Genomic DNA, 20200 nt, shown 5'->3' with positions numbered 1-20200 from the left:
CGGTTACATTTTTAGGGGAAGAAATCTGTCAGGTGCGTACTGTTATCGCCGGGTCGCCATGCATGGCGACCCGCTCATCAATGAAAACTAACGCAACGCCTCCTGCTGATAAGCATAGCCCGCGCCCTGTTTTACAAAACTCAGGCGGTGGGTGATGCACTGCGGCGCGTCCTCAGCGTGGTGAGACACAAACATCAGCTGGGTACGGCCTTCGCCGATCAGCACATCAACAAAGCGGCGCACCAGCTGGCGGTTAATGGGATCGAGCCCCTGCAGCGGTTCATCCAGGATTAACAGCGTCGGGTGCTTCACCAGCGCGCGCGCAATCAGCACCAGCCGCTGCTGGCCCCACGACAGGCTATGAAACGGCGCATCGGCCAGCGCATTGTCCATGCCAAGCAGCGCCAGCCACTGGCGCGCCAGCGCTTTCTGCCGATCCGATACCGCCTGATACAGACCGATCGAATCAAAAAAGCCCGAGAGGATCACCGTACGCACATTACAGCTGACGCGGTAATCCAGATGCAGGCTGCTGCTGACGTAACCGATATGCTGCTTGATGTCCCAGATGGTTTCACCGCTGCCGCGGCGAATACCAAACAACGTTAAATCATTGCTGTAGCCCTGCGGATGATCGCCGGTGACCAGGCTGAGCAGGGTCGATTTACCTGCGCCGTTGGGGCCGATGATCTGCCAGTGCTCGCCGGGATTGACCTGCCAGTTCAGGCCGTCGATCACCGCATGATCGTTATACGACACCACGCCGTTGCGCAGGATAACGCGCGGCGCATCTGCCGCCAGCTGCGGCAGCTGATCCGGCTGGTCCGGCTCCGGCAGCGCCATGCCCTGCAGGCGTTCGCTGTGCGCCAGCTGCGCCACCAGCGCTTCGGCGAGAATCGCCTGGCGCGCGCCCACGTGCGTCAGCGTGCACTCCGCCAGCACGCCGACCTGCTGGACAAAATCCGGGATATCGTCAAAGCGGTTCAGCACCAGCACCACGGTGTAACCGTCGCGATGCAGCTGATGCAGCGTATCGGCAAGGCTGGCGCGCGATGCCACATCCAGACCATCAAAAGGTTCGTCGAGGATCAGCAAATCCGGCTGCGCCATCAGCGCCTGACACAGCAGCGTTTTGCGCGTTTCGCCGGTAGAAAGGTATTTGAAGCGGCGAGTCAGTAAAGCGCTGATGCCAAACTGCTGGGCCAGCACCTGCGCCCGCGCCTCATCTTTTACTTCATCCTGAATGATCTCCAGCGCGGTGCGGCCGGTGTCATCTTCGCCTTCACTCAGCAGATCGGTGTTGTTGCGCTCCCACTCCTGCGTCACCAGCTGTTGCAGCTGCTCCAGCGACAGACGGGTGCGGCGCTGAAAATCCTGGCGCAGCTCGCCCTTGGCCGCCGTCAGCTCGCCGGACAGCGCGCGCGCCAGCGAAGATTTACCGCTGCCGTTGGCACCGACAAAGGCCCAGCTTTCGCCGCTGTGCAGGGTTAAGTCCGGCAGGGTCAGGGTACGGCTATCGCTCAGGTGAAATATGCCTTGCGAAATTTGCAATGAGGCCATGATTTGTTCCGTTTTCTGCATCAAGTCGCTCAGTTGTAGCGAGCCAGCGAAATGAAGTCAAATCATGGCGGCCAGATCAGAGCAGTGTGGCGATGATGGCGTGTTCTGCATTAAAACAGGCGGTCACGGCGCTGCCGGGCTGCAGAATATGCTGGCGAAGCGCCTGGCTGGGGACGGTGGCGCACAACATTTCACCGCCCGCCAGCGCAATCAGCACTTCACTCTGCGTTTCGCCGGGTTCGATGGTGTGGACAAGGCCCGGCAGCTGATTATCGCCCTCTGCGGCGTCAGGCGTCAGGCGGATCCACGGCGCTTTGATCAGCACCAGCACCTCTTTACCGCTGTCGAGCTGTAGCCGCTCCGCGCTGCGTTCGGTCAGAGCCACCTGCAGGCGCGTCACGCCGTCGTTCAGCAGTATCTCAACATGCTGCTGCACCTGCTGACGATCGCGCGCCTGCACCGTGCCAAATAGCTGGTTGCGCGCGCTGGTTTGCAGGGAAAAGCGGGCGATCGCCGCCAGCAGGCTGTCGAGCGGCAGGCTGTCGTTTTGCAGCACGTCAAAGGCTTTTTGCTGGATCTGCTCCATCAGCTGAAACAGCTGGATTAATCGCTCGCCGTAGCGCGTCAGCCGGGCACCGCCGCCGCCTTTGCCGCCGGTCGCGCGTTCGACCAGCGTCTGATCCGCCAGCTGATTCATCTCATTGATGGCGTCCCAGGCGCTTTTATAGCTGATGCCCGCCAGTCTGGCGCCCTGGCTGATGGAGCCGGTTTCCTGCACGCGCCTGAGCAGCTCAATACGGCGCGGATCGGCAAACAGTTTCTGCTGAAGACGAATGTGAAGAGAGAGTTCTGCCTGCATGTCAGCTCCTTAGGTGAATGCGCCAATTGTAAGGCCTAAAGTAAAAGCACGAAAAGGGCAGTGCCTTTTTTTCTCCAGCCGTTACAATCACTTTTTTACTCTTTGCGCGAGGTTTCCATGCTGGAACTGTTAAAAAGCCTGGCGGTCGCCATCATCATGGTGCCCATCGTGATGGCGATTATGCTGGGTCTGATTTACGGCCTGGGTGAAGTCTTTAACGTCATCTCTAAATTTGGCCGCCGCGACGACCGTCCCGCCAATAGCTCACACCACTGATTTTTAACGCCCGCACGCTGCGGGCGTTTTGCCCTTAACTTCCCGCCGTTTTTGCCGATATAAAGCTCATGACAGCTTTCAGGCTCGCGTTGTATTATCAACTATATAACGTAACCTGGAGTTCTCTATGCAAAATACGCTTTATCACTGGGCGGCGGCGGCCGTGGTCACCGTGTCGCTGTCGGGTCAGGCACTGGCGGCGGAGAAAATTACCGTGTTCGCTGCGGCCTCGCTGACCAATGCGATGCAGCAGATTGCCACGCAATATCAGCAAAAAAGCGGCGTTGAAGTGGTATCCTCGTTCGCTTCCTCGTCGACGCTGGCGCGGCAAATCGAGCAGGGCGCCCCGGCGGATCTGTTTATCTCTGCCGATCAGCAGTGGATGGACGATGCGGTGGCGAAAAACAGCGTGATCGGCAGTACGCGCTACACGCTGCTGGGCAATGATCTGGTGCTGGTGGCGGCAAAAAGCGCTAACGCGCAGCCGGTGACCATCAATGCGCAGACCCCATGGCAGAACCTGCTTAAGGGTGAGCGCCTGGCGGTGGGCGATCCGGATCATGTGCCGGCAGGCATTTATGCCAAAGAAGCGCTGCAAAAGCTGGGCGCGTGGGACACGCTGGCTTCACGGCTCGCACCGGCTAACAACGTGCGTGCCGCGCTGGCGCTGGTGGAGCGACGCGAAACGCCGTATGGCATCGTGTACGGTTCCGACGCGGTAGCCAGTGATAAAGTGCAGGTGGTCGGACGCTTCCCCGAAGCGAGTCACAAACCCGTAGAGTACCCGATGGCGGTGGTCAGCGATCACCAGAACGCAGCGGTGCAGGCCTTCTATGACTATCTGCAGGGGCCGGATGCCGCTGCCGTGTTTAAACAGTATGGATTTACGCCGAAGAGATGATACTGAGCGATCCCGAATGGCAGGCCGTGTTCCTCAGCCTGAAAGTTTCCTGCGTGGCGGTGCTGTGCAGCCTGCCGTTTGGCATCCTGATGGCCTGGATTCTGGCGCGCTGTCGCTTTCCCGGCAAAACCCTGCTCGATAGCCTGATTCACCTGCCGCTGGTGCTGCCGCCGGTGGTGGTGGGCTATTTGCTGCTGCTGACGCTGGGACGGCGCGGTCTGATTGGCAGCTGGCTATATGACTGGTTCGGTATCACCTTCGCCTTCAGCTGGCGCGGTGCGGTGCTGGCCTCCGCGGTGATGGCGTTTCCGCTGATGGTGCGCGCCATTCGTCTGGCACTGGAAGCGGTAGACAGCCGGCTGGAGCAGGCGGCGCGGACCTTAGGCGCGGGCCGCTGGCGGGTGTTTTTCACCATCACGCTGCCGCTGACTTTTCCGGGCATCATCGTGGGCACCGTGCTGGCGTTTGCCCGCTCGCTCGGCGAGTTTGGTGCCACCATTACTTTTGTCTCCAACATTCCCGGCGAAACCCGCACCATCCCGTCAGCCATGTTTACCCTGATTGAAACGCCCGGCGCGGAAGGCACTGCGGCGCGGCTGTGCGCGGTGGCGATTGCGCTGGCGCTGCTGTCGCTGGTGGCCTCAGAGCTGCTGGCGCGCTGGGGCCGCAAGCGGCTGGGAGCGGCCTGATGCTGAAAATCAACATTGCGCAACAGCTCGGTGAGCATCAGCTCAACGTCGATGTGGAAATTCCGGCCAGCGGCATCACCGCGATCTTTGGCGTGTCCGGGGCAGGAAAAACCTCATTAATCAATGCTATCAGCGGCCTGACGCAGCCGCAGAGCGGCCAGATTGCGCTTAACGATCGTCTGTTGTTTGACCGCGACAGCGGCATCAATCTGCCGCCGGAAAAACGCCGCATCGGCTACGTGTTTCAGGATGCGCGCCTGTTTCCCCATTATCGCGTGCGCGGCAATCTGCAGTATGGCATGGCGCCCAAAATGAAAGCGCAGTTCGGGGCGCTGGTGACGCTGCTGGGACTGGACGCGCTGCTGGATCGCTATCCGGCCTCGCTGTCGGGTGGCGAAAAGCAGCGCGTGGCGATGGGCCGGGCGCTGCTGAGCGCGCCGGATATCCTGCTGATGGACGAACCGCTGGCGTCGCTCGATCTGCCACGCAAGCGCGAGCTGATGCCCTATTTGCAGAAGCTGGCGAAGCAGGTGGAGATTCCGCTGCTGTACGTGAGCCACAGCCTGGAGGAGATTGTCCAGCTGGCGAATCAGGTACTGGTGCTGGATAACGGTAACGTCAAAGCCTTCGGCGCGCTGGAAAAAGTGTGGGGCAGCAGCGCGATGCGGCCCTGGCTGCCGGCGGCCGAGCGCAGCAGCGTACTGCGCGTGCAGGTGCTGGAGCAGCATCCGGATTACCCGATGACCGCGCTGTCGCTTGGCGATCAGCACATCTGGGTCAGCCGGGTGAATCAGCCGGTGAAAAGCGTACTGCGCATCCGTATCGCCTCGGCGGACGTGTCGCTGGCGCTGCAGCCGCCGCAAAATACCTCGATCCGCAATATTTTACCGGCGCAGGTGGTGGAGCTGCTGGAGCTGGACGACCAGGTCGAAGTGAAGCTGCGCATCGGCGTCAGCGAGCTGTGGGCGCGCATTTCACCGTGGGCGCGCGACGAGCTGAATATCCGGCCCGATCAGTGGCTGTATGCGCAGATCAAGAGCGTGTCGATTACCGCGTAACACAAACCGGACGACAGCGCGGTACGTCCGGTCTGCGGATCAGCGCGTTTTTTCGCGTTTTTTTCCGGTCAACCCTACAGATACCTTTTGCCGCGATCAGCCTGGCGTTACAGCACTTCCTGGTAGATTACCTGCGCAATGCCCGGCTCAAGGTTGGTGCCGATCACTTTGCACGCGCGTGCTTTGATGGCGTCATCGGCATTGCCCATCGCCACGCCCAGCCCGGCCTGCTCCAGCATGCTGAGATCGTTGTAATTGTCGCCAAACGCCAGCACGTCCTGCATGCTCAGACCCTGGCTCGCCACCCACTGCGCCAGGCGTTTGCCTTTGCTGTTGCCGGCCTGAGCGATATCGACCTGATCGTGCCACGACCATTCACACGCCAGACCCAGCTCGCGTTCGGTGCGTTCGGCAAACTGCTGCAGCGCGCGGGTATCCGGATGCGACAGGGCAAATTTCCAGATCGACTGCGCGTCGTGCGCCGCCTGCGCCAGACTCGGCACCTGCACAAACAGCGGGCGCTGCGCTTCCGGCAGCGACTGCGCCCAGTTGAGGGTGCGCGTCACATGGCCGGTCGCTTCCTGGTACAGCATCGCATCATCGACATACAGCAGACCGTGAATATTCTCCTGATCGAGCATCTCAATCACCCGCGCCGCCTGACGTTTCTCCAGCGGATCGGCAGCCAGCACCCGTTGCGCCTGGTAATCGTACAGGTACGTGCCGTTACAGCAGATGGCGGGCGTTGTCAGCTGCAGCGCCTGATAAAACGGGTGAATCGCGCAGTGATGGCGACCGGTGACGATCAGCACCTGAACGCCAGCCTGTTGCGCGCGGGCTAAGGCTTCAAGGGATTCTGGCAGGATGGTTTTGTTTGGGGTCAGCAGGGTGCCGTCAAGGTCAAGGGCGATTACGCGGTAGCTCATTACACTTTCCGTCCGGAGTTAGCAAAGCGTTAAGTCTACACCCGCCAGCGGCCCTGAGACAAAAAGCAGGGCACAAATCAGCCCAGCGCGCGGCGGTGAAACGCGCTACAGTTACTGTTTTTCATCAGGCAGCGAATAAGGAAAACGCATGAAACAAGTCGTGTATACCGCCAGTCCCGAGAGCCAGCAGATCCACGCCTGGCAGATGCAGGAAGATGGCGCACTGACGTTATTGCAGGTCACGGATGTGGCCGGCCAGGTGCAGCCGATGGTGGTGAGCCCGAAGAAAGATTTTCTCTATGTCGGCGTGCGTCCGAATTTTCGCGTACTGGCGTACCGCATTGCGGCCGACGGTACGTTGAGCCTGGCCGGTGAAGCGCCGCTGCCGGGCAGCCCGACTCACATTTCTACCGACCGCCAGGGCAACTATCTGTTCTGCGGCTCCTATAACGATGCCTGCGTCAGCATCAGTCCGATTGGCAGCGACGGCCTGCCGCAGGCACCGCTGCAGGTGATTAACGGGCTGGAGGGCTGCCATTCGGCGAATATCGACCTCAGCAACCAGACGCTGTTTGTACCAGCGCTGAAACAGGATCGCATCTGCCTGTATCAGCTGCAGGTGGACGGCACGCTGGCACCGCGCACGCAGCCGCAGGTGACCACGGTAGAAGGCGCCGGCCCGCGTCATATGGCGTTCCACCCGAACGGCGCCTATGGCTATGTGGTTAACGAACTGGACAGCACCGTCGACGTCTGGGCGCTGAACAATGTTAACGGCCAGGTCGAGCGCGTGCAGAGTCTTGATATCATGCCACCGGGCTTCAGCGACACACGCTGGGCAGCGGATATCCATATCACCCCGGACGGTCGCTTCCTGTATGCCTGTGACCGCACCAGCAGCACGCTGACCGTGTTCAGTATCAGTGAGGACGGCTCGGTGCTGACGATTGAAGGTTATCAGCCGACCGAAACTCAGCCGCGTGGCTTTAACATTGATGGCAGCGGTCAGTATCTGGTGGCGGCGGGGCAGAAATCGCATCACATTGAAGTCTATCGCATCGGCGATCGTGGCCTGCTGCAACCGCTGGCGCGTTACGCCGTGGGTCAGGGGCCGATGTGGGTAGTGATTCACGCACTGGACTGAGGAACGCTATTCGGTCATGCAGGGTCGCCATTTACGGCGACCTCTGCCGGGGTGCGCAGCGATGCGCACCTTATGCAATCAGGCGTATTTCACCGTGATCGACGCGCTGGCCAGCGCATGGAAGTGCACGTTGAAGCCGACCATCGCGCCGCTGGCACCTTCGTCCACCTCAATTTTTTCCACGTCCAGCGCATGCACCGTAAAGATGTAGCGATGCGATTCGCCCTGCGGCGGCGCTGCGCCACCGTAACCGTTCTGGCCGAAATCGGTACGCGTCTGAATGGCACCCTCCGGCAGTTCCGCCACGCCGGAACCGGCGCCCTGTGACAGCACGGTCACCTCCGCCGGAATATTGGCAACCACCCAGTGCCACCAGCCGGAGCCGGTCGGGGCATCCGGATCGTAGCAGGTCACCACAAAGCTTTTGGTGCCGGCTGGCACTTCATCCCATGCCAGGTGCGGCGACAGATTATCGCCCTGGTAACCCATGCCGTTAAACACGTGGCGCTCGGGCATTTTATCGCCATCGTTAAAATCCTGGCTCACTACGCGCATGATCTCTCCTTTCCTGTTGTGTACTGCTCTCCATGATGGTGGAAAATGGCGGCGAGTGCCAGCGGTGTCAGGGCTGAAAGTGGCCGTCCACCGCCAGTGCAGCGCTTAGTGCCGCCGTCAGCTGCGTTAGCTGTGCGGCAGAAATCAGATAAGGTGGCATCAGGTAAATCAGCTTACCGAACGGGCGAATCCATACGCCGCGTTCCACGAAGAACTGCTGCAGTGCCGCCATGTTCACCGGCTGATGGGTCTCAATCACGCCAATCGCCCCCAGCACGCGCGCATCCGCCACCATCGGATGGTCGCGCAGCGGCAGCAGTTCCGTTCGCAGCTGCTGCTCAATCGCCGCCACCTGCGCCGGCCAGTGCCCTTCGTTGATTAGCTTCAGGCTTTCGACCGCCACCGCACAGGCCAGCGGATTGCCCATAAACGTCGGACCGTGCATAAAGCAGCCCGCCGCGCTGCGGCTGATGGTATCGGCGACGTCGCGCGTGGTCAGGGTGGCGGAGAGCGTCAGGGTGCCGCCGGTCAGCGCCTTGCCGAGACACAAAATGTCCGGCGTGATGCCGGCGTGCTCGCAGGCAAACAGCTTGCCGCTGCGGCCGAAGCCGGTGGCGATCTCATCGGCGATCAGCAATAAACCGTAGCGATCGCACAGCGCCCGCACCTGTTGCAGATAGCGGGGATGGTAGAAACGCATGCCGCCGGCACCCTGCACGATAGGTTCCAGGATTACCGCGGCAATGCTGCGATGGTGTTGTTCGGCCAGCCGGGCGAAATCGGCAATATCGTTGTCATCCCAGTCATCGTCAAAGCCACACTGCGGCGCGCGGGCGAACAGATGCTCCGGCAGGTAGCCGCGCCACAGGCTGTGCATCGAGTTTTCCGGATCGCAGACCGACATGGCGGCAAACGTATCGCCGTGATAACCGCGCTGCAGCGTGAGGAATTTCTGCCGCGTCTCTCCGCGTCCCAGCCAGTACTGCAGCGCCATTTTCATCGACACTTCGACGGCGATCGAGCCGGAATCGGCGAGGAACACGCACTCCAGCGCCTCGGGCGTCATGGCGATCAGCTGGCGGCTCAGCTCTACGGCTGGCGGATGGGTGATGCCGCCAAACATCACGTGTGACATCTGCGCCATCTGTTGCTGCAACGCCTGATTGAGGCGCGGATGGTTATAGCCGTGGATCGCTGCCCACCACGACGACATGCCGTCGACCAGCTCACGTCCATCGGCAAGCTGCAGCGTGCAGCCGTGCGCGGCCACCACCGGGTAGCACGGCAGCGGATCGCGCATTGAGGTGTAAGGATGCCAGATATGCTGGCGGTCAAAGCGGAGGTCGTCCTGTGTGAACATCTGTCTTGTAAACCATTTTGAAAAGATTTAGTTTACAAGTATAACCACGTTAATCGTCAGGATGAACCCCCTTTTTTGGAGTAAGCAATGGCTAATCGCTGGACACTGGCTCAGGCTCAGGCGCTATTTGATAAACCTTTTCTCGAGCTGATGTTTGAAGCACAGCAGGTGCACCGCCAGCACTTCGACCCGCGTCAGGTGCAAGTCAGCACGCTGCTGTCGATCAAAACCGGCGCCTGTCCGGAAGACTGTAAATACTGTCCGCAGAGCGCGCGTTACAAAACCGGGCTGGAAACCGAGCGCCTGATGGAGGTGGAAGCGGTGCTGGAATCGGCGCGCAAGGCCAAAGCAGCCGGCTCCAGCCGCTTCTGCATGGGCGCGGCGTGGAAAAACCCGCACGAGCGCGACATGCCGTACCTTGAGCAGATGGTGCAGGGCGTGAAAGCCATGGGCATGGAAACCTGCATGACGCTGGGCACGCTCGACCACGATCAGGCGCAGCGGCTGGCCAGCGCCGGGCTCGATTTTTACAACCATAACCTCGACACCTCGCCGGAGTTTTACGGCATCATCATCACCACCCGTACCTATCAGGAGCGTCTTGATACGCTGGATAAAGTGCGCAACGCCGGCATCAAAGTGTGCTCGGGCGGCATTGTCGGGCTGGGCGAAACGGTCAACGACCGCGCCGGATTGCTGGTGCAGCTGGCCAACCTGCCCACGCCGCCGGAGAGCGTGCCGATTAACATGCTGGTGAAAGTCAAAGGCACGCCGCTGGCGGATAACGATGACGTCGAGCCGTTCGACTTTATCCGCACAATTGCCGTGGCGCGCATCATGATGCCAACCTCGCACGTGCGCCTGTCGGCCGGTCGCGAGCAGATGAGCGAACAGACCCAGGCGATGTGCTTCATGGCGGGTGCCAACTCGATTTTCTACGGCTGCAAGCTGCTGACCACGCCAAACCCGGAAGAGGACAAAGATCTGATCCTGTTCCGCAAGCTGGGCCTGAATCCGGAGCACACCGCCACGACTGCAGGCGATAACGAACAGCAGCATCAGCTCAGCGAGCAGTTGCTGCACGCCGACAGCGCGCAGTTCTATAACGCGGCCGTGTAAATGTGGTCTGAACGTATTGCGCAGGCGCTGACGGCGCAGCGTGCCGCTGACGGCTGGCGGCAGCGGCGGCGCATTGAGCACAACAGCGTGCGTGAAATTACCCTCGACGGGCAGCGCTATCGCCACTTCTCCAGCAATGATTACCTCGGCCTGAGCCAGCATCCGGCGGTGATGGCCGCCTGGCAGCAGGGCGTGCGCGAGGCGGGCGTCGGTTCCGGCGCTTCCGGCCACGTCACCGGCTACAGCCGTCACCATGCGCAGCTGGAGCAGCAGCTGGCGTCCTGGCTCGGCTACCCGCGCGCGCTGCTGTTTATCTCCGGCTTTGCCGCCAACCAGGCAGTAATCCATCTGCTGGCGCAAAAGTCGGATCGCATTATCGCTGACAAACTGGCGCACGCCTCGCTGCTGGATGCCGCCAGCCACAGTCCGGCAACGCTGCGCCGTTTTGCCCACAACCAGCCGGCCAGCCTGGCGAAGCTGCTGGCGATGCGCGCGGAAGGCGGCACGCTGGTGGTGACCGAGGGCGTATTCAGCATGGATGGCGACAGTGCGCCGCTGGCTGAACTTGCCGCCGAAACCCGGCGCGCGGGCGGCTGGCTGCTGGTGGACGATGCGCACGGCATTGGCGTCACCGGTGAGCAGGGGCGCGGCAGCTGCTGGCAGCAGCAGGTGAAACCGGAACTGCTGGTGGTGACTTTTGGTAAAGGCTTTGGCGTCAGCGGCGCCGCGCTGCTGTGTGATGACGCCACCGCAGATTACGTCGAGCAGTTCTCGCGCCATTTAATCTATTCCACCGCCATGCCGCCGGCGCAGTGCTGTGCGCTGCTGGCGGCGCTGGCGCAGATCCAGCAGGGCGACGCGCTGCGCGCGCGGTTGCAGCAAAATATTGCCCGCTTTCGCGCGGGAGCGGCGCAGTTGCCGTGGCAGCTAATGGCCTCTGACAGCGCCATTCAGCCGCTGATCGTTGGCGAAAACCGTGCCGCGCTGGCGCTGGCGCAGCGGCTGACGCTGGCCGGTTGCTGGGTGAGCGCGATCCGGCCACCAACGGTGCCGCCGGGTACCGCGCGGCTGCGCATTACGCTCACCGCGGCGCATCATCCCGAAGATATCGACGCGTTGCTGGAGGCACTGTATGACGCTGCAGGTGAATAAACAGGCGGTGGCGCAGGCGTTTGGCCGGGCGGCCGCGCACTACGAACAGCATGCTCAGCTGCAGCGCCAGAGCGGCGAGGCGCTGCTGGCGCTGGCGCCGGCCGGATTTGGCCCGCAGCTGCTGGACGCCGGCTGCGGCACCGGCTGGTTCAGCCGCTACTGGCGCGATCGCGGTCGCCAGGTCTGCGCGCTGGATCTGTCACCGGCGATGCTGCAGGCGGCACGCGAACAGCACTCGGCGCACGACTATTTACAGGGCGATATCGACCAGTTACCGCTGGCGGATAACAGCGTCGACGGCGTCTGGAGCAACCTGGCGGTGCAGTGGAGCAGCGATCTGCGCACCGCGCTGCTGCAGTTTCTGCGCGTGACGCGCCCGGGCGGCAGCGTGCTGTTCTCGACGCTGCTCGACGGCTCGCTGCAGGAGGTGCACCAGGCGTGGGCGCAGATCGATGGTCGGCGTCACGCCAATCGCTTCCTCAGCGGCGATGCCTTTGCCCTGGCGACCGCGGGCCTGCCGCTGCGCAGCCAGACGCAGATCGTCACGCTGCATTTCCCCAGCGCGCTCAGCGCCATGCGTTCGCTGAAAGGCATCGGCGCGACGCATCTGCACGATGGACGGCAGGCAGCATTGCTGACGCGCCCGCAGCTGGCGCAGCTGGAGCAGCACTGGCCGCAGGCTGCGCACGGCTATCGTCTCAGTTATCACCTGATGTATGGAGTTTTACAAAAATGACACGCTGGTTTATTACCGGAACTGACACCGAAGTGGGCAAAACAGTCGCCAGCGGCGCTCTGTTGCAGGCGGCCAGCGCTGCGGGATTACGCACTGCTGGCTACAAACCGGTGGCCTCCGGCTGCGAGATTACGCCCGACGGCGTGCGCAACAGCGACGCGCTGGCGCTGCAGCGCTACAGCAGCCTGGCGCTGAGCTATGAGCAGGTGAACCCGCTGGCGTTCATCGAACCGACGTCGCCGCATATCGTCAGCGCAGAAGAGGGCAGACCGATTGAATTTGCGCAGCTCTCCGCTGGCTTACGCGCGCTGGAGCAGCAGGCTGAATGGGTGCTGGTGGAAGGTGCGGGCGGCTGGTTCACGCCGCTGTCCGCAACGCAAACCTACGCCGACTGGGTCGCCGCCGAGCAGCTGCCGGTGATTCTGGTGGTCGGCGTGAAGCTCGGCTGCATCAACCACGCCATGCTGACGGCGGAAGCGGTGAAGGCGCGCGGGTTGCGCCTTGCCGGCTGGATTGCCAATGACATCCAGCCGCCGGGTAAGCGACATGCGGAATATCTGGCAACGCTGCAACAGCGCATTGCGGCCCCGTTCCTCGGTGAGATTCCGTGGCTGAGCAGCGCGGCACAGCAGGCCGACTGTGGCCGTTACCTTACCCTGCCACAGTAAATGGCGCGGCGGCGCAGCACTCTGCGCCGCACGCTACCAACGCTAGGTGGCCGTTAACCACTTACTCACCGTTACATCATCCAGCTGCGCCACGCTGCCCTGCGCCACGTTGCGGCCCCGATGCAGCAGCAGAAAATAGTCTGCCACGCGGCGAATGAACGACACATGCTGTTCCAGCAGCAGAATCGTCAGGCCATAGTCGCGGTTCAGGCGGCGAATCAGATTCCCCATCTCCTCCTCCAGCCACGGCGACATGCCTTCGGTGGGTTCATCGAGGATCAATAGTTTCGGCTGCAGCACCAGCGCGCGCGCCAGGGCCAGCTGCTGCTGCTGATCCATCGGCAGTTCGCCACTGCGCTGATGACGCAGCGAGTAGAGCGCCGGAAACAGATCGAACACCATCTCGGGAATGGCGCGGCTGCGATCGTCCTGTGCCGCCATCAGCGCAATCAGCAGGTTATCTTCCACGCTCATCTGGGAAAAGATGTGGCGTCCCTGTGGTACGTAGCCGATGCCCATGCGCGCGCGCTGCTCAGCAGGCTGCAGTAGCAGGTTTTCCGGCGGCGCGCCGTCTTCCTGCCAGGTCATCGATCCACTATTAATGGGCAGGCGACCCATAATACAGTTCACCAGCGTGGTTTTGCCCATCCCCGGGCTGCCCAGCACGCCGGTGCAGGTGCCCGGCGGCAGATCGAGATCCACATCCCATAAAATATGGTTCTGACCGTAAAATTGATTCACCGAACGTAAACTCAGCATCTGACATTCTCCTTCCAGATTATTCGCCTGAATGCTCCCGCTCTGTGTCGTCTGGCATACAGTCATGCACAATGGCTATTGGGACACTGCTGTCGCCGGCGGCGCTTGTTCATCCTGCCGGCATGGACTCGTCACTCCACCGTTAATTCACTGCAATTCCCAGGCCAGATCCGCCAAAGCAGCCTCAACCGGGGTAAAAGGCAGCGAAACTCGCCATAATTGATGAGAAAAGCTTAACAATTGCCCACAGTAATAACTCGCCTGCACTTTGACGGTGCTGACTGCTTAACGTTTCTGGTGCATCTGTGCTGTCATAAGGCAGGGACTGAAGAAATAAGTGGCCTTAACGCTGGGCTTTTTCCCGTTACGGCACGATGGGGTACGCCAAAAGAATAGTTAAAGCCGCACGGGATGGTGGAAAAATAATCGCAAAAAAAATTTTTTCGCACGGCAGGATAAGCGAGGGGAAAATTATACACAGCCGATGGACGTGGGGCTGGATTCAGTTATCCACTATTCCTGTGGATAACCTTGTGCATTAGCGACTGAAAACCGGGCGCAAGCGAGGAAATACGCGGGTTGCATACATAATGCTGCGAAACTGGGCTTTTGAGTCAATCTCTTTTAAATCAGCAGGTTATTTAAAAGCAAGCCTGAGAATTGTCTGGCTTGTCATCAGACTGCAATTTAATGACGCTCTATTGACAATTGTTAAAAGCGTTGCTCGTCTGGGGATAACCTTGCGCAACAAACGCTTCCGGATTACCGCATAAATTACGCTGAAGCGAATCGCGGCATCTCCCCATCATCGTGCAGCATATCTGTAATTATATCCAGTATTTTTTTCTGGCAAAATCGCCATAGCAGAGTAGAATTACCAGCCTGCCCGCCGACTTCTTCAGCAGGAACCGTAATACCATGAGTAAAGCCTTTAAACTCAACTCCGCTTTCAAACCTTCAGGCGATCAGCCTGAGGCGATTCGTCGCCTTGAAGAAGGGCTGGAGGATGGACTGGCGCACCAGACGCTGCTGGGGGTTACCGGTTCAGGAAAAACTTTTACCATCGCCAACGTCATTGCCGATCTCAACCGGCCGACCATGGTAATGGCACCGAATAAAACGCTGGCGGCACAGCTGTATGGCGAGATGAAAGAGTTCTTCCCGGATAACGCGGTCGAATTCTTCGTCTCCTACTACGACTACTATCAGCCGGAAGCCTACGTGCCCAGTTCGGATACCTTCATCGAGAAAGATGCAGCGGTAAACGAGCATATCGAGCAGATGCGTCTCTCTGCCACTAAAGCGATGCTGGAGCGCCGCGACGTGATTGTGGTGGCGTCGGTTTCTGCCATCTACGGCCTGGGCGATCCCGATCTCTACCTGAAAATGATGCTGCATCTGACGCGCGGCATGATCATCGATCAGCGCAGCATTCTGCGCCGCCTCGCCGAACTGCAGTACACCCGCAACGACCAGGTTTTCCAGCGCGGCACCTTCCGCGTGCGCGGCGAAGTGATCGATATCTTCCCGGCGGAATCCGATGACATTGGTCTGCGTGTAGAGCTGTTTGATGAAGAGGTTGAGCGCCTGTCGCTGTTCGACCCGCTGACCGGCCAGGTGATCTCGGTGATTCCGCGTTTCACCATCTACCCAAAAACGCACTACGTCACGCCGCGCGAGCGTATTTTGCAGGCGATGGAAGAGATCAAGGATGAGCTGGCGGTGCGGCGCAAAGTGTTGCTGGAGAACAATAAACTGCTGGAAGAGCAGCGCATCACCCAGCGCACCCAGTTTGACCTCGAAATGATGAACGAACTCGGCTACTGCTCGGGCATTGAAAACTATTCGCGCTATCTCTCCGGACGCGGACCGGGTGAGCCGCCGCCGACGCTGTTTGATTACCTGCCGGCGGATGGCCTGCTGGTGGTCGATGAATCCCACGTGACTATTCCGCAGATTGGCGGCATGTATCGCGGTGACCGCGCGCGTAAAGAGACGCTGGTGGAGTATGGTTTCCGCCTGCCGTCGGCGCTGGACAACCGTCCGCTGCGCTTTGAAGAGTTTGAAGCGCTGGCACCGCAGACCATTTACGTCTCGGCCACGCCAGGTAACTACGAGCTGGAGAAATCGGGCGGCGACGTTATCGATCAGGTGGTGCGGCCTACCGGTCTGCTCGATCCGATTCTTGAGGTGCGACCGGTGGCGACCCAGGTCGACGATCTGCTGTCGGAGATCCGCAAGCGCGTCGAAATCAACGAGCGCGTGCTGGTCACTACGCTGACCAAGCGCATGGCCGAAGACCTCACCGAGTATCTTGAAGAGCACGGCGAGAAGGTGCGCTATCTGCACTCCGACATTGATACCGTTGAGCGTATGGAGATCATTCGCGATCTGCGTCTCGGGGAGTTTGACGTGCTGGTGGGGATCAACCTGCTGCGCGAAGGGCTGGATATGCCGGAAGTGTCGCTGGTGGCGATTCTTGACGCCGATAAAGAGGGCTTCCTGCGCTCCGAGCGCTCGCTGATTCAGACCATCGGACGCGCGGCGCGTAACGTCAACGGCAGAGCGATTCTCTACGCAGATAAGATCACGCCGTCGATGGCGCGGGCGATGGAAGAGACCGAGCGCCGCCGCGAGAAGCAGCAGCGTTATAACGAAGAGCGGGGCATTGTGCCGCAGGGCCTGAACAAGAAAATCACCGATATTCTTGAGCTGGGCAAAAACGTGGTGAAAACGCGCGGCAAAGGTAAAACGGCTTCACGCACTGCCGCCGAGGCTGAGGCCAGCTATCTGGCGCTCACGCCACAGGCCATGCAGAAGAAGATTCACGAGCTGGAAGGGCAGATGCAGCAGCACGCGCAGAACCTGGAGTTCGAAGAGGCCGCGCGGGTGCGCGACCAGCTGCACGAGCTGCGTGAACTGTTTATCGCCGCCTCTTAATCTGAAGCCGGCGGTCGCGTTGCGCGCCGGCTAAACCGCCTGAATGGCATGTTCCAGCGCGCGGCGCAGCAGCTGGCGGTCGTGACGATAGCGGATATCGGCGGCTTCCAGCGGTTCGCGCACGATCAACCGCTCAGTGACGCCGCGCGTGTCTGCTGACGGGCCAACCACCACGGCGTCAATCACCCGTTTGCCAATGGCTTTTTCCATCATCGCCAGCTTGTCGGCGACCGTCAGGCTGGCCGCCGCCGGACTCAGTTCGCGCCCGAGATTTCCGATGAACACCATGGTGGCGGGCGTACGGCGCAGCGCGCGTGCCATCTCCTCCATCAGCAGAATCGGCATCAGGCTGGTGTAAAAGCTGCCGGGACCAATCAGGATCAAATCGGCCTCGGCGACGGCGTCCAGCGCTTCACGCGTCGGCACCACATTAGGGTGCAGCATCAGCTCTTCCGGCGCCTGCTTCATTTCGTCAATCGCCGTTTCACCGTACACCATATTGCCTTCGCTATCCTGCGCGACCAGGTCCACCGGCTGTTCCGACATCGGAATCAGAAACGCATCCACCTTCAGCAGGTTGCGGATAATGTTGATGGCTTCCAGCGGACGCACGCTGAGGTGATCGAGCGCTTTCAGGATCAGATTGCCCAGATTATGCCCGGCCAGTTCGCCGTTGCCGGTAAAGCGATACTCGAACATGGCAGAGGCCACGCTGGGTTCGGTGATCAGCTGGTTAATGCAGTTGCGCATGTCGCCCCAGGCAATGCCGCCTTCTGAACGGCGTATGCGGCCAGTGGATCCGCCGTTGTCGGTGGTGGTGACGATGCCGGTCAGGCGTGAGCCCAGCGGCGCCAGCGCCGACATCACGCGGCCAAGGCCGTGGCCGCCGCCGAGTGCCACCACGCGATCCAAATCTGCCAGGGTACGATTCATGCTACTCCTTAAAGCGCCGCACGTGAGGTGCAGACGGCGTTCAACTGATGTGTATCAATATCTGTCGCGCATTTTACCGTATCCTGTCGCGAAAATGCGGTGAAATAACGTTATGTATCAATATATATAGCGATAAATGCCGATGGATGCGAGCGTCAAATCGCGCTACCATTTGCTTTAACCGTGTTGTCCACAATGACAACAGACTCCCAAGCCTTGCGTTCCTAAGTCGTGTGATATGGATGCCTGGCCGCAGCCGCGAGCTGCCAGGGTGCAGAAAGAAATGACTGCATCTCCCGTACTTTGGAAAGGTGTTCAGGTGCCACAATTTACAGATGCCTATGCGCGCAGCTTTTATTATCTGCGCCTGTCGGTCACGGATGTGTGTAACTTCCGTTGTACCTACTGCCTGCCCGACGGCTACCGGCCGAACGGCGTGCACAACAAAAGTTTTCTCTCGCTGGATGAGATTCGTCGCGTGACGCGTGCCTTTGCGGCGGCGGGCACCGAAAAAGTGCGCCTGACCGGCGGCGAACCCTCGATGCGGCGCGACTTCACCGATATCATTGCCGCCGTGCGCGACAACGCGGCAATCCGCCAGATCGCCATGACCACCAATGGCTACCGCATGGCGCGCGACGTCGGCGCCTGGCGTGCGGCAGGCCTCACCCATATCAATGTCAGCGTCGACAGCCTCGACGCACGGCAGTTTCACGCCATTACCGGGCAGAACAAGTTTCATGAAGTCATGGCGGGGATTGATGCGGCCTTTGATGCCGGTTTCAGCACCGTCAAAGTCAACAGCGTGCTGATGCGCGACGTCAACAGCCACAGTCTGGAGACCTTTCTGGCGTGGATCCGCACCCGGCCGATTCAGCTGCGCTTTATCGAGCTGATGGAAACCGGCGAGGGCGGCGATCTGTTCCGCCGTCATCATGTGTCCGGCGAGGTGATCCGCGATCAGCTGATCATGCAGGGCTGGCAGCGCCAGCCGCGCGGCCGCAGCGATGGCCCGGCCCAGGTGTTCCGCCATCCGGATTATCAGGGGGAAGTCGGCCTGATCATGCCGTATGAAAAAGATTTCTGCGCCAGCTGTAATCGCCTGCGCGTATCGGCGATCGGTAACCTGCATCTGTGCCTGTTTGGCGACGGCGGCGTGCCGCTGCGCGATCTGCTGGCCTCCGACGATCAGCAGGCCGAGCTGCAGGCGCGCATCGCTCACAGCCTCGGGCAGAAGAAGCAGACGCATTTCCTGCATCAGGGCAATACCGGCATCACGCAGAACCTCTCCTTCATTGGTGGCTAAACACAGGAGTTACGGCCATGGGTAAACCTTCCGGCGATTTTGTCGCCTTAAATGCGGCGGTGATGACCGTCTCTGACAGCCGCGACGCCAGCAGTGACAGCTCTGGCGACTATCTGCGTGAGGCGCTGACCGAAGCCGGGCATCAGGTGGTCGATCACGCCATCGTCCCGGACAACCGTTATCGCATCCGCGCCACGCTGTCGCGCTGGATTGCCAGTGAAGATGTGCAGGTGGTGCTGATTAACGGCGGCACCGGCTTTAACAGTAAAAACAGTACGCCGGAAGCGCTGTTGCCGCTGCTGGATCGCGAAATTGACGGCTTTGGCGAACTGTTTCGCATGATCTCCTACGAGGAGATCGGCAGCGCGACGCTGCAATCACGCGCGGTGGCCGGTCTGGCCAACCAGACGCTGCTGTTTGCCGTGCCGGGCTCAACCGGTGCCTGCCGCAGCGCATGGGAGCGGATCATTGAAGCCCAGCTGGATGCGCGTACGCGTCCGTGTAATTTTGTCTCACATTTGAAGAAGTTATAAGCATGTCCTCGTTAACCCATATCAACGCGGCCGGCGAAGCCCACATGGTGGACGTCTCCGGCAAAACTGACACCGTGCGAGAAGCGCAGGCGGAAGCCCTGGTGCTGATGCAGCCGGCCACGCTGCAAATGATCCTCGACGGCAGCCATGACAAAGGCGATGTTTTCGCCACCGCACGCATTGCCGGTATTCAGGCGGCGAAGCGCACCTGGGAACTGATTCCGCTGTGCCATCCGCTGATGCTGAGCAAAGTCGAGGTGACGCTGGTGGCTGAGCCGGAGCACAGCCGCGTACGCATTACCTCGCGCTGTCGCCTGAGCGGCAAAACCGGCGTGGAAATGGAAGCGCTGACCGCCGCCTCGGTCGCGGCGCTGACCATCTACGACATGTGCAAAGCGGTGCAGAAAGATATCGTCATCGACCAGCTGCGGCTGCTGAGCAAAAGCGGTGGTAAATCCGGTGATTTCCGGGCGGTGCGCCATGATTAAGGTGCTGTTTTTTGCCCAGGTGCGCGAACTGACCGGCACCGCCGCGCTGGATCTGGCGGCAGAGTATGCTGACGTCGCCACATTGCGCGCTGCGCTGGCGCAGAAAAGCGATCGCTGGGCGCTGGCGCTGGAGTCCGGCAAGCTGCTGGCGGCGGTGAATCAGACGCTGGTGCCGATGAACCATCCGCTGCGCGCCGGCGATGAAGTGGCGTTCTTCCCGCCGGTTACCGGAGGCTGA

General features: G+C 60.6%; 21 protein-coding genes and 1 riboswitch. Of the genes, 14 read left to right on the top strand and 7 right to left on the bottom strand.

Annotated elements, in window-relative coordinates:
• Positions 1 to 87: 87 nt before the first annotated feature.
• Positions 88 to 1560, bottom strand: coding sequence for a molybdate ABC transporter ATP-binding protein ModF (gene modF / locus OXR61_RS04980; RefSeq protein ID WP_031279876.1), 1473 nt, complete (start codon positions 1558 to 1560; stop codon positions 88 to 90).
• Between the two features lie 76 nt (positions 1561 to 1636).
• A complete protein-coding gene (modE, locus tag OXR61_RS04975; RefSeq protein ID WP_021508512.1) occupies positions 1637 to 2419 on the bottom strand; it encodes a molybdenum-dependent transcriptional regulator in 783 nt (260 codons plus the stop codon).
• Between the two features lie 117 nt (positions 2420 to 2536).
• On the opposite strand from modE, the gene OXR61_RS04970 reads away from it, so the two are divergent.
• From OXR61_RS04970 to modC, 4 genes are all read left to right on the top strand, one after another.
• Positions 2537 to 2695, top strand: coding sequence for an AcrZ family multidrug efflux pump-associated protein (locus OXR61_RS04970; RefSeq protein ID WP_021508511.1), 159 nt, complete (start codon positions 2537 to 2539; stop codon positions 2693 to 2695).
• A 127-nt stretch (positions 2696 to 2822) separates the two neighbouring features.
• Positions 2823 to 3596, top strand: a complete 774-nt coding sequence (gene modA, locus OXR61_RS04965; protein WP_021508510.1) for a molybdate ABC transporter substrate-binding protein — start codon at positions 2823 to 2825, stop codon at positions 3594 to 3596.
• Complete coding sequence (modB, locus tag OXR61_RS04960) at positions 3593 to 4285, top strand: molybdate ABC transporter permease subunit (RefSeq protein WP_021508509.1); 693 nt, start codon at positions 3593 to 3595, stop codon at positions 4283 to 4285. The genes modA and modB overlap by 4 nt, the downstream gene beginning before the upstream one ends.
• On the top strand, positions 4285 to 5343 hold the full coding sequence (modC, locus tag OXR61_RS04955) for a molybdenum ABC transporter ATP-binding protein ModC (protein ID WP_021508508.1): 1059 nt from the start codon (positions 4285 to 4287) through the stop codon (positions 5341 to 5343). Before modB ends, modC begins: the two co-directional genes overlap by 1 nt.
• A gap of 107 nt (positions 5344 to 5450) precedes the next feature.
• On the opposite strand, the gene OXR61_RS04950 is transcribed toward modC, so the two are convergent.
• Complete coding sequence (locus tag OXR61_RS04950) at positions 5451 to 6269, bottom strand: pyridoxal phosphatase (protein ID WP_021508507.1); 819 nt, start codon at positions 6267 to 6269, stop codon at positions 5451 to 5453.
• A gap of 148 nt (positions 6270 to 6417) precedes the next feature.
• On the opposite strand from OXR61_RS04950, the gene pgl reads away from it, so the two are divergent.
• Positions 6418 to 7413 (top strand): 6-phosphogluconolactonase, encoded by a 996-nt coding sequence (pgl, locus tag OXR61_RS04945; RefSeq protein WP_021508506.1) that lies wholly within the window; start codon positions 6418 to 6420, stop codon positions 7411 to 7413.
• 78 nt (positions 7414 to 7491) lie between these two features.
• Here pgl and OXR61_RS04940 read toward each other — a convergent pair whose 3' ends face one another.
• Complete coding sequence (locus OXR61_RS04940) at positions 7492 to 7968, bottom strand: kinase inhibitor (RefSeq protein ID WP_021508505.1); 477 nt, start codon at positions 7966 to 7968, stop codon at positions 7492 to 7494.
• 67 nt (positions 7969 to 8035) lie between these two features.
• Positions 8036 to 9328 (bottom strand): adenosylmethionine--8-amino-7-oxononanoate transaminase, encoded by a 1293-nt coding sequence (bioA, locus tag OXR61_RS04935; RefSeq protein WP_021508504.1) that lies wholly within the window; start codon positions 9326 to 9328, stop codon positions 8036 to 8038.
• Positions 9329 to 9415: 87 nt separating this feature from the next.
• On the opposite strand from bioA, the gene bioB reads away from it, so the two are divergent.
• The 4 genes from bioB to bioD are packed head-to-tail and all read left to right on the top strand — an operon-like array spanning position 9416 to position 13003.
• On the top strand, positions 9416 to 10447 hold the full coding sequence (gene bioB / locus OXR61_RS04930) for a biotin synthase BioB (protein ID WP_021508503.1): 1032 nt from the start codon (positions 9416 to 9418) through the stop codon (positions 10445 to 10447).
• A complete protein-coding gene (gene bioF / locus OXR61_RS04925; protein WP_021508502.1) occupies positions 10448 to 11599 on the top strand; it encodes an 8-amino-7-oxononanoate synthase in 1152 nt (383 codons plus the stop codon).
• Entirely contained in the window at positions 11580 to 12335 is a 756-nt protein-coding gene (gene bioC, locus OXR61_RS04920) for a malonyl-ACP O-methyltransferase BioC (protein WP_021508501.1), read from the top strand. The genes bioF and bioC overlap by 20 nt, the downstream gene beginning before the upstream one ends.
• Positions 12332 to 13003, top strand: a complete 672-nt coding sequence (bioD, locus tag OXR61_RS04915; RefSeq protein ID WP_021508500.1) for a dethiobiotin synthase — start codon at positions 12332 to 12334, stop codon at positions 13001 to 13003. The genes bioC and bioD overlap by 4 nt, the downstream gene beginning before the upstream one ends.
• A gap of 42 nt (positions 13004 to 13045) precedes the next feature.
• Here bioD and OXR61_RS04910 read toward each other — a convergent pair whose 3' ends face one another.
• Positions 13046 to 13762: an ATP-binding cassette domain-containing protein gene (locus tag OXR61_RS04910; RefSeq protein ID WP_021508499.1), complete on the bottom strand. Its 717-nt coding sequence runs from the start codon at positions 13760 to 13762 to the stop codon at positions 13046 to 13048.
• Between the two features lie 918 nt (positions 13763 to 14680).
• Between OXR61_RS04910 and uvrB the strand changes: the two genes are divergently transcribed.
• Positions 14681 to 16702 (top strand): excinuclease ABC subunit UvrB, encoded by a 2022-nt coding sequence (gene uvrB, locus OXR61_RS04905; protein WP_021508497.1) that lies wholly within the window; start codon positions 14681 to 14683, stop codon positions 16700 to 16702.
• A 30-nt stretch (positions 16703 to 16732) separates the two neighbouring features.
• Here the strand turns inward: uvrB and yvcK are convergent, their stop codons facing one another.
• Positions 16733 to 17635 (bottom strand): uridine diphosphate-N-acetylglucosamine-binding protein YvcK, encoded by a 903-nt coding sequence (yvcK, locus tag OXR61_RS04900; RefSeq protein ID WP_021508496.1) that lies wholly within the window; start codon positions 17633 to 17635, stop codon positions 16733 to 16735.
• A 194-nt stretch (positions 17636 to 17829) separates the two neighbouring features.
• A riboswitch (molybdenum cofactor riboswitch) is annotated at positions 17830 to 17966 on the top strand.
• Between yvcK and moaA the strand changes: the two genes are divergently transcribed.
• The 4 genes from moaA (at position 17955) to moaD (ending at position 20200) form a co-directional block, all read left to right on the top strand.
• The gene (gene moaA / locus OXR61_RS04895) at positions 17955 to 18941 is read left to right on the top strand and encodes a GTP 3',8-cyclase MoaA (protein WP_021508495.1); all 987 of its coding nucleotides are present in this window, start codon (positions 17955 to 17957) and stop codon (positions 18939 to 18941) included. Its footprint overlaps the riboswitch before it by 12 nt.
• A 17-nt stretch (positions 18942 to 18958) precedes the next feature.
• Complete coding sequence (gene moaB / locus OXR61_RS04890) at positions 18959 to 19474, top strand: molybdenum cofactor biosynthesis protein B (protein WP_021508494.1); 516 nt, start codon at positions 18959 to 18961, stop codon at positions 19472 to 19474.
• 2 nt (positions 19475 to 19476) lie between these two features.
• Complete coding sequence (gene moaC, locus OXR61_RS04885) at positions 19477 to 19962, top strand: cyclic pyranopterin monophosphate synthase MoaC (protein ID WP_021508493.1); 486 nt, start codon at positions 19477 to 19479, stop codon at positions 19960 to 19962.
• Positions 19955 to 20200 (top strand): molybdopterin synthase sulfur carrier subunit, encoded by a 246-nt coding sequence (gene moaD / locus OXR61_RS04880; protein WP_021508492.1) that lies wholly within the window; start codon positions 19955 to 19957, stop codon positions 20198 to 20200. The genes moaC and moaD overlap by 8 nt, the downstream gene beginning before the upstream one ends.

This window comes from Pantoea sp. GM_Pan_4, assembly GCF_026541005.1.
In the GTDB taxonomy this organism is placed as follows: domain Bacteria; phylum Pseudomonadota; class Gammaproteobacteria; order Enterobacterales; family Enterobacteriaceae; genus Pantoea; species Pantoea dispersa.
The sequence above is the reverse complement of the archived record's forward strand: the minus strand, read 5'-3'. Positions and strand labels throughout refer to the sequence as shown.

Excerpts from the sequence above, each read along its gene's own strand:
- modF (WP_031279876.1), bottom strand. The coding sequence starts at position 1,560 with ATGGCCTCATTGCAAATTTCGCAAGGCATATTTCACCTGAGCGATAGC.
- modE (WP_021508512.1), bottom strand. The coding sequence starts at position 2,419 with ATGCAGGCAGAACTCTCTCTTCACATTCGTCTTCAGCAGAAACTGTTT.
- OXR61_RS04970 (WP_021508511.1), top strand. The coding sequence starts at position 2,537 with ATGCTGGAACTGTTAAAAAGCCTGGCGGTCGCCATCATCATGGTGCCC.
- modA (WP_021508510.1), top strand. The coding sequence starts at position 2,823 with ATGCAAAATACGCTTTATCACTGGGCGGCGGCGGCCGTGGTCACCGTG.
- modB (WP_021508509.1), top strand. The coding sequence starts at position 3,593 with ATGATACTGAGCGATCCCGAATGGCAGGCCGTGTTCCTCAGCCTGAAA.
- modC (WP_021508508.1), top strand. The coding sequence starts at position 4,285 with ATGCTGAAAATCAACATTGCGCAACAGCTCGGTGAGCATCAGCTCAAC.
- OXR61_RS04950 (WP_021508507.1), bottom strand. The coding sequence starts at position 6,269 with ATGAGCTACCGCGTAATCGCCCTTGACCTTGACGGCACCCTGCTGACC.
- pgl (WP_021508506.1), top strand. The coding sequence starts at position 6,418 with ATGAAACAAGTCGTGTATACCGCCAGTCCCGAGAGCCAGCAGATCCAC.
- OXR61_RS04940 (WP_021508505.1), bottom strand. The coding sequence starts at position 7,968 with ATGCGCGTAGTGAGCCAGGATTTTAACGATGGCGATAAAATGCCCGAG.
- bioA (WP_021508504.1), bottom strand. The coding sequence starts at position 9,328 with ATGTTCACACAGGACGACCTCCGCTTTGACCGCCAGCATATCTGGCAT.
- bioB (WP_021508503.1), top strand. The coding sequence starts at position 9,416 with ATGGCTAATCGCTGGACACTGGCTCAGGCTCAGGCGCTATTTGATAAA.
- bioF (WP_021508502.1), top strand. The coding sequence starts at position 10,448 with ATGTGGTCTGAACGTATTGCGCAGGCGCTGACGGCGCAGCGTGCCGCT.
- bioC (WP_021508501.1), top strand. The coding sequence starts at position 11,580 with ATGACGCTGCAGGTGAATAAACAGGCGGTGGCGCAGGCGTTTGGCCGG.
- bioD (WP_021508500.1), top strand. The coding sequence starts at position 12,332 with ATGACACGCTGGTTTATTACCGGAACTGACACCGAAGTGGGCAAAACA.
- OXR61_RS04910 (WP_021508499.1), bottom strand. The coding sequence starts at position 13,762 with ATGCTGAGTTTACGTTCGGTGAATCAATTTTACGGTCAGAACCATATT.
- uvrB (WP_021508497.1), top strand. The coding sequence starts at position 14,681 with ATGAGTAAAGCCTTTAAACTCAACTCCGCTTTCAAACCTTCAGGCGAT.
- yvcK (WP_021508496.1), bottom strand. The coding sequence starts at position 17,635 with ATGAATCGTACCCTGGCAGATTTGGATCGCGTGGTGGCACTCGGCGGC.
- moaB (WP_021508494.1), top strand. The coding sequence starts at position 18,959 with ATGGGTAAACCTTCCGGCGATTTTGTCGCCTTAAATGCGGCGGTGATG.
- moaC (WP_021508493.1), top strand. The coding sequence starts at position 19,477 with ATGTCCTCGTTAACCCATATCAACGCGGCCGGCGAAGCCCACATGGTG.
- moaD (WP_021508492.1), top strand. The coding sequence starts at position 19,955 with ATGATTAAGGTGCTGTTTTTTGCCCAGGTGCGCGAACTGACCGGCACC.